This is a genomic window from Microbacterium sp. HMWF026, from assembly GCF_003061325.1.
Classification (GTDB): Bacteria; Actinomycetota; Actinomycetes; order Actinomycetales; family Microbacteriaceae; genus Microbacterium; species Microbacterium testaceum_E.
In genome coordinates this window covers 1-7,387 of the sequence record NZ_QAJB01000424.1, presented here as the reverse complement: position 1 = coordinate 7,387, position 7,387 = coordinate 1, and the positions used below count along the sequence as shown (strand labels likewise).

Here is a 7,387-nt window from a genome sequence, read left to right as displayed (position 1 = left end):
GAGATCGACCGCGCCGAGGGCGTGTCGTACGAGATCGGTTCCGGCGAGCTGCTCGAGGGCATCGACGAGGCCATCGAGTCGCTCACCGCCGACGAAGAGACCACGTTCCGCTCCAAGCTCGTCGGTGGCGAGCACGCGGGCGAAGAGGCCGAGGTGGCCGTCACGATCAAGGCCGTCAAGGAGCGCGAGCTTCCCGACGCCGACGACGACTTCGCGCAGATGGCGTCCGAGTTCGACACCATCGCCGAGCTGCGCGAGTCGCTCAGCGAGCGCGTGTCGCAGCAGGCCGTGTTCACGCAGGGTTCCGCTGCGCGCGACAAGTTCATCGAGGCGCTGCTCGAGGCCGTCGAGATCCCTGTCCCGCCGCAGCTCATCGAGGACGAGGTGCACCAGCACCTCGAGGGCGAGAACCGCCTCGAAGACGACGAGCACCGCGCCGAGGTCACCGAAGCGAGCGAGAAGCAGTTCCGTACGCAGATGGTCCTCGACAAGATCGCCGAAGAGGCCAACGTCCAGGTCTCGCAGGACGAGCTGACGCAGTACCTCATCCAGTCGGCCGCGCAGTACAACATGGCGCCGCAGGACTTCGTCAACGCGCTGCAGCAGGGCAACCAGCTGCCCGCGCTCGTCGGTGAGGTCGCCCGCAACAAGGCCCTCGCGATCGCGCTCGGCAAGGTCAAGGTCGTCGACACCGCCGGCAAGACCGTCGACCTGACCGGTTTCGTCGCCGTCGAGGGCGAAGAGCCCGTCGAAGGCGACGACGAGACGGTCGAGGCCGACGAGGCTCCCGCCGCCGACGAGGCCCCCGCCAAGGCGCCCGCCAAGAAGCGCGCCCCCGCCAAGAAGAAGGCCGACGCCGAGGCGCCCGCCGCCGACGAGGCTCCCGCCGATGAGGCCCCCGTGAAGGCGCCCGCCAAGAAGCGCGCCCCGGCCAAGAAGAAGGCCGACGCCGCCGAGTAAGTCCTGACGAAGGGGGTGGATGCCACGGCATCCACCCCCTTTCTCATCCCCACATGCCGTTGAGTGTCCAGGGCACGCCGCCCGACGACCTTCTCGTGCGGCGTGTCTTGGACACTCGACGGGTGAGGCACCGACCCCGTCGGGTGTGCGGAAGACCGCGCGGGATCGCGCGGCGCGTCTCGGACGCTCGACCCGAAGAAAGCAGAGAGTGATGCGACACCTGGACGACTGGCAGGACAGGGTGGATGCCGTCTGGGCCGACGACACGCTCGCCCCCGACGACGTGATCGCCCGCATCGACGCCCTCGCCGCCGAGCTGCCGGACGACGACCCGGTCGCCCTCTTCGAGCGCGCCGGGGCGCGCGACTCCGCCGGGGTCGAGGACGAGGCCGAGGTGCTGTACCGCCGTGCCCTCGCGATCGGGCTCGACGACGAGCGGCGCACGCGGGCGACGATCCAGCTCGCCAGCACGATCCGCAACCTCGGCAAGACGGACGAGGCGCTGGGGATGCTCCGGGCCGAGTACGAGCGCGAGCCGCGCGGGCCGCTGCACGACGCGGCCGCCGCCTTCTACGCCCTGGCTCTGGTGTCGAACGGGGAAGCCGAGCGGGCGGCATCCGTCGCTCTGCAGGCGCTGGCGCCGCACCTGCCCCGCTATACCCGTTCTGTGACCGGATACGCGCGAGAAATCGCCGATCACCTCGACTGATCCGCCCGCGGCGAACACGGCATCCGGTGTCGGAGCCCGCCGGTAGATTCGTTGCAGATCACCGGAAGAGGAGCACACATGCCCGAACCCCTTATGGCAACGAGCGTCTTCGACAGGCTGCTGAAGGACCGCATCATCTGGCTCGGTTCGGAGGTGCGTGACGAGAACGCCAACGAGATCTGCGCCAAGATCCTGCTGCTCGCGGCAGAGGACCCGCAGAAGGACATCTACCTCTACATCAACTCGCCCGGCGGCTCGATCACGGCCGGCATGGCGATCTACGACACGATGCAGTTCGTGCCGAACGACATCGTCACGGTCGGCATCGGCATGGCGGCGTCGATGGGTCAGCTGCTGCTGACCAGCGGCACCAAGGGCAAGCGGTACATCACGCCCAACGCGCGCGTGCTGCTGCACCAGCCGCACGGCGGCTTCGGCGGAACGTCGAGCGACATCCAGACGCAGGCGCAGCTCATCCTCGACATGAAGCGCCGCCTCGCCGAGATCACGGCGAACCAGACCGGCAAGAGCGTCGAGCAGATCAACGCCGACGGCGACCGCGACCGCTGGTTCACCGCGCAAGAGGCGCTCGAGTACGGCTTCGTCGATCACATGCGCGAGCACGCCACCGACGTCACCGGCGGCGGCGGAACCGCGGCCTGAGGCGAGAGGAAAAGGACACCATCATGAACATCCCCACCTTCGGCGGCGCCGCAGCGCACATGCCCAGCAGCCGCTACGTCCTTCCTCAGTTCGAGGAGCGCACGGCCTACGGCTACAAGCGCCAGGACCCGTACAACAAGCTGTTCGAAGATCGCGTGATCTTCCTCGGCGTGCAGGTCGACGACGCGTCGGCCGACGACGTCATGGCCCAGCTGCTCGTGCTCGAGTCGCAGGACCCCGACCGCGACATCATCATGTACATCAACTCGCCGGGTGGCTCGTTCACCGCCATGACGGCGATCTACGACACGATGCAGTACGTCTCGCCGCAGATCCAGACGGTCGTGCTCGGACAGGCCGCGTCCGCGGCATCCGTCCTGCTCGCCGCAGGCGCCCCCGGCAAGCGTCTCGCCCTGCCCAACGCCCGCATCCTGATCCACCAGCCCGCCATGGGCGAGGCCGGTCACGGTCAGGCGTCGGACATCGAGATCCAGGCGCAAGAGATCCTGCGCATGCGCACCTGGCTCGAAGAGACGATGGCCCGCCACACAGGCCAGGACGTCGCCAAGGTCAACAAGGACATCGACCGCGACAAGATCCTCTCGGCGCACGAGGCCATGGAGTACGGCATCGTCGACCAGGTGCTCACGACCCGCAAGCGTCAGCCTGCGGCTCTCACCGCCTGACCCGCTGCTCCTCGACGCCCCGCAGACCCGTTCCGGTCTGCGGGGCGTCGTCGCGCGCGGCGCCCCACGCGCTCGCGTGTGTTCGGCGCGCTCGCGTGTGTTCGGCTCCGCGGGGTCTCGCGCCGGAACCCGACCCGCGCCGGGTAGTGCCTCGAGACTGCACCCGGCTGACAAGTCGGCGACATCCTGCAACCGAGATGTCAGGGGAATGCCGTTTCGTGGCGCCGGCCGCGGTCGAGACCGCCCGGAAACCGACATCACGCCGCCCGCCGTGCTCCAGGGAATGACGCGGGGGGCGATCACGACACCGCCGAGAGCGCAAATGCCCTCGGTTCGCCCGGGCTCGGGTTAGGCTCGGGTAACACACCGGCGGGGGCCGGGTGACGGGAGGATCCGGCCATGGCACGCATCGGTGAGAGCGCCGACCTGTTCAAGTGCTCCTTCTGCGGCAAGAGCCAGAAGCAGGTGCAGCAGTTGATCGCCGGTCCCGGCGTGTACATCTGCGACGAATGCGTCGAGCTGTGCAACGAGATCATCGAAGAGCGCATGGCCGAGTCGTCCGCCGGCGAGGTCGCCGAGTTCGACCTGCCCAAGCCCCGCGAGATCTTCTCGTTCCTCGAGGAGTACGTCGTCGGTCAGGAGCCCGCCAAGCGCGCGCTGGCCGTCGCCGTCTACAACCATTACAAGCGCGTCCGGTCGCACGGCACCCTGCAGCCCGCCGAGGCCCGCGCCGAAGAGATCGACATCGCCAAGAGCAACATCCTGCTGCTCGGCCCGACCGGCTGCGGCAAGACCTACCTCGCGCAGACCCTCGCCAAGCGCCTGAACGTGCCGTTCGCGGTGGCGGATGCCACGGCCCTCACCGAGGCCGGCTACGTCGGCGAAGACGTCGAGAACATCCTGCTCAAGCTCCTGCAGGCGGCTGACTTCGACGTCAAGCGCGCCGAGACCGGCATCATCTACATCGACGAGGTCGACAAGATCGCCCGCAAGGCCGAGAACCCCTCGATCACGCGCGACGTATCGGGCGAGGGCGTGCAGCAGGCCCTGCTGAAGATCCTCGAGGGCACGGTCGCCTCGGTTCCGCCGCAGGGCGGCCGCAAGCACCCGCACCAGGAGTTCATCCAGATCGACACGACGAACGTCCTGTTCATCGTCGCCGGGGCCTTCGCGGGCCTCGAAGAGATCATCTCGGCCCGCGTCGGTAAGCACGGCGTCGGCTTCGGAGCACCGCTGCACCGCAAAGAGGACGCCCCCGACCTCTTCAGCGAGGCGCTGCCCGAGGACCTGCACAAGTTCGGCCTGATCCCCGAGTTCATCGGGCGTCTGCCCGTCGTGGCATCCGTGTCTCCGCTCGACCAGGACGCGCTGATGGAGATCCTCACGGCGCCCCGCAACGCCCTGGTCAAGCAGTACCAGCGCATGTTCGAGCTCGACGGCGTGCAGCTGGAGTTCGACGAGGACGCCCTGCGTGCGATCGCCGACCTCGCCGTGGCCCGCAAGACCGGGGCCCGCGGACTCCGCGCGATCCTCGAGGACGTACTCGGTCCGATCATGTTCGACGTGCCGTCGGCCGACGACATCGCCAAGGTCGTCATCACCCGTGCCGCCGTCGAGGACCGCGCGCAGCCGACGATCGTTCTGGCGCAGAAGCGTCGCAGCGCCTAGAGACCGGTTCGGGGCGTCGCGCCCGGCGCGCGGCCGCGGCAGGATGAGGGGATGCTCCCCGATCTGCAGCTTCCCGTCGTCCTGTCCAGCCGCGGCGGAGAGGTCGTCGTCCGCCGTGCGACCGTGACCGACCTCTCCGCGCTCATGTCCTTGCTCTCGGACGATGCGATCAGCGCGGCACGCGGCGACCGCGGCGATGATGCAGACGCCGAGGCCTACGGCGGCGCTCTGCGCAGCGTGCTCGAGGCGCCGCTGAACGACCTCCTCGCCGTGGAAGCGGCCGACGGCACGGTGGTGGGGACCCTCCAGCTCACGGTCATCCCCGGTATGGCGCGTCGGGGCGCCACGCGCATGCTCGTCGAGGCGGTGCGGGTGGCGTCGAGCGCGCGTTCCGGCGGGATCGGCAGCGCGGTGATGCGCTGGGTGATGCACGTCGCGGCGCCGGCGACCGGCGCGACCCTCGTGCAGCTCACCTCCGACGCCGCGCGCGTCGATGCCCACCGGTTCTACACGCGACTGGGCTTCGCCGACTCCCACATCGGCTTCAAATACACGCTGTGACGCCCCGGGCCCGTGCGCACGACGCACCCGGGCCCGGAATCGCGTCAGCCTGCGAGACCTCGGCGCTCCAGCAGGGGCTGGATCTCGGCATCCCGTCCGCGGAAATCCCGGTAGGCCGCGAGGGGGTCGCCCGAACCGCCGACGCCCAGCAGACGATGGCGGAATCGGTCGCCGTTCTCGCGCGTGAGTCCGCCGTTCTCGCCGAACCACTCCACGGTGTCGGCGTCGAGCACCTCGCTCCAGATGTACGAGTAGTAGCCCGCGCTGTACCCGCCCGAGAACACGTGCGCGAAGTACGTCGAGGCGTATCGCGTCGGAACGACGGGGTTGTCGAGCCCGATGTCCGCGAGGGCCGCCGCCTGGAAGGTCGCGACGTCGATGTCGGCCGACGCCTCGTCGAGTGAGAGGGTGTGCCACGCCTGGTCGATCCAGGATGCCGCCAGGTACTCGCTCGTGGCGAAGCCCTGGTTGAACGCCTCGGAGTCGTGCAGGCGTTCGACCACGTCGGCCGGCAGCGGTTCATCGGTGTCGATGTGCCGCGCGTAGTTCGAGAGGATCTCGGGCCAGAGGATCCACATCTCGTTCACCTGGCTGGGGAACTCGACGAAGTCCCGGTACACCGCGGTGCCCGCGAAGTGCGGGTAGGTGACGGTCGCGAAGAGGCCGTGCAGGGCATGACCGAACTCGTGGAACAGGGTCGTGACCTCGTCGAGCGTCAACAGCGTCGGGGTGCCGGGGGCGGGCTTGTTCACGTTCAGGTTGTTCACCACGACCGGGGCGGTCCCGCGCAGCGCCGACTGCGTGACGATCGAGTTCATCCACGCGCCGCCGCGTTTGGTGTCGCGCGTGTACAGGTCGAGCAGGAACAGCCCGAGCTCACTGCCGTCGGCGTTGTGCACCTCGAACACGCGGACCTCGGGGTGGTAGCCCTGCAGGTCGTGCCTTTCGGTGACACGGATGCCGTACAGCTGCTCGGCCGCGAAGAACACGCCGTCGCGCAGCACCCGCTCCGCCTCGAACCACGGGCGCAGCGCGGCACGGTCGAGGTCGTACTTCTCGGCGCGCACCTTCTCGGTGTAGAACGCCCAGTCGTGGGCCTCGATCCGGATGCCGTCGGCGTCCGCGATCCGCTGCAGGGCGGCCTGTTCGTCGAGGGCGTTCGCGGCGGCCGGAGCCGCCAGACGCCGCAGCAGCGACTCGACGGCGTCGGGGGAGCCGGCGGTCTGATCGGCGAGCGCGGCCGCGGCGTGCGAGGAGTAGCCGAGCAGGGCTGCGCGTTCGGCTCGCAGGCGCACGATCTCGCGCAGCACCGGGCGGTTGTCGTGTGCGTTGTCACGCGCCGCGCGCGAGCGCGACGCCTCGAGCAGCCGTCGGCGGCTCTCGCGGTTCGTCAGAGACGACAGGTACGGGTGCCCGGTGTAGAGCGTGAGGGTGACGACGTACCGACCGTCGAGTCCGCGGCTCGTCGCGGCCTGCGCGGCGGCCGAGAGCTCGCCGTCGCCGAGCCCGTCGAGCTCTGTGGCATCGTCGAACACGACGGCGAGGTCGTTCGTGTCGGCGAGCAGGTTCTTCTCGAAGGTGGTCGTCAACACGGACAAGCGCTGGTTGAGGTCGGTCAGACGCTGCTTCTGCGCGGCATCCAGACCGGCGCCGGCCAGCGCCATCTCGCGGTGGTGACGTTCCACCAGGTAGCGGCTCTCGGCATCCAGGTTCAGATCGTCCAGCTGCTCGTGCACCGCGGCGATGCGGGCGAACAGAGCGGCATCGAGCTGGATCGCGTCGCGGTGGGCGGACATGAGGGGCGCGAGCTGCTCTTCGACGGCCTGGATCTCGGGCGTGCCGTCGGCGCCCGTCACGGTGTAGAACGTGCGCGAGACACGACCGAGCAGCTCTCCGCTGCGCTCGAGGGCGACGAGCGTGTTCTCGAACGTCGCCGGCTCGGTCTGGCTGGTGATCGCGTCGACCTCGGCCCGCTGAGCGGCGAACGCTTCGCGGAAGGCGGGGAGGTAGTGCTCGGACCGGATGCTGCCGTAGGGCGGCAGATCGTAGGGGAGCGCGGGGGAGGACAGCAGGGGATTGGGGGCATCCGTCATCGGTCCAGCCTAGGCGGCGGACCGTGCGCGGTCACGGAGAGGAACGG

General features: G+C 69.2%; 7 protein-coding genes. 6 read left to right on the top strand and 1 reads right to left on the bottom strand.

Going from position 1 to position 7,387, the window contains the following annotated elements; genetic code table 11:
- The 6 genes from DBR36_RS15455 to DBR36_RS15430 form a co-directional block, all read left to right on the top strand.
- A partial coding sequence (locus DBR36_RS15455; RefSeq protein ID WP_375136089.1) for a trigger factor occupies positions 1 to 960 on the top strand: 960 nt, incomplete at its 5' end.
- Between the two features lie 211 nt (positions 961 to 1,171).
- The gene (locus DBR36_RS15450) at positions 1,172 to 1,669 is read left to right on the top strand and encodes a tetratricopeptide repeat protein (protein WP_308810969.1); all 498 of its coding nucleotides are present in this window, start codon (positions 1,172 to 1,174) and stop codon (positions 1,667 to 1,669) included.
- A 78-nt stretch (positions 1,670 to 1,747) separates the two neighbouring features.
- Positions 1,748 to 2,332, top strand: a complete 585-nt coding sequence (locus tag DBR36_RS15445; RefSeq protein ID WP_058231493.1) for an ATP-dependent Clp protease proteolytic subunit — start codon at positions 1,748 to 1,750, stop codon at positions 2,330 to 2,332.
- Positions 2,333 to 2,355: 23 nt separating this feature from the next.
- A complete protein-coding gene (locus DBR36_RS15440; RefSeq protein ID WP_108320609.1) occupies positions 2,356 to 3,018 on the top strand; it encodes an ATP-dependent Clp protease proteolytic subunit in 663 nt (220 codons plus the stop codon).
- A gap of 399 nt (positions 3,019 to 3,417) precedes the next feature.
- Positions 3,418 to 4,686, top strand: coding sequence for an ATP-dependent Clp protease ATP-binding subunit ClpX (clpX, locus tag DBR36_RS15435; RefSeq protein WP_108320608.1), 1,269 nt, complete (start codon positions 3,418 to 3,420; stop codon positions 4,684 to 4,686).
- A gap of 51 nt (positions 4,687 to 4,737) precedes the next feature.
- Complete coding sequence (locus DBR36_RS15430; RefSeq protein WP_108320607.1) at positions 4,738 to 5,247, top strand: GNAT family N-acetyltransferase; 510 nt, start codon at positions 4,738 to 4,740, stop codon at positions 5,245 to 5,247.
- A gap of 44 nt (positions 5,248 to 5,291) precedes the next feature.
- Here DBR36_RS15430 and DBR36_RS15425 read toward each other — a convergent pair whose 3' ends face one another.
- A complete protein-coding gene (locus DBR36_RS15425) occupies positions 5,292 to 7,340 on the bottom strand; it encodes a M3 family metallopeptidase (RefSeq protein ID WP_108320606.1) in 2,049 nt (682 codons plus the stop codon).
- Positions 7,341 to 7,387 lie beyond the last annotated feature (47 nt).